Annotated in this window: 1 protein-coding gene; it reads left to right on the top strand. The window is 65.8% G+C overall.

The genetic code is table 11. The features are described from left to right. Positions 1–243: ABC transporter ATP-binding protein (locus HKX41_12990; protein ID NNC25049.1), on the top strand; the 243-nt coding region annotated here is incomplete at both ends.

The following is a 243-nucleotide window of genomic DNA, read 5'->3' as shown; positions in this document are numbered from 1 at the left end:
AAAGGCGAGTCCATCGTCGGCCTCGAACCGCATGAGGTGGTCCAGCGAGGCGTCTCGAAGTCGTTCCAGACCGCCTCTATCTTCCCCGACCTGACCGTCCGGGAGAACGCGGAAATCGCGGCGCTGGCGTCCGAACGCGGTGCGTTCGGCTTCGAGTTCCTGAAACACCGCGACAGCCTCACCGACGTCCACGACGTCGCCCGCGACACGCTGGACTCGGTCGGCCTGTTGGACCGTGCGAAC

Source organism: Salifodinibacter halophilus, assembly GCA_012999515.1.
GTDB classification, from domain to species: Bacteria; Pseudomonadota; Gammaproteobacteria; order Nevskiales; family Salinisphaeraceae; genus Salifodinibacter; species Salifodinibacter halophilus.
The sequence above is the reverse complement of the archived record's forward strand: the minus strand, read 5'-3'. Positions and strand labels throughout refer to the sequence as shown.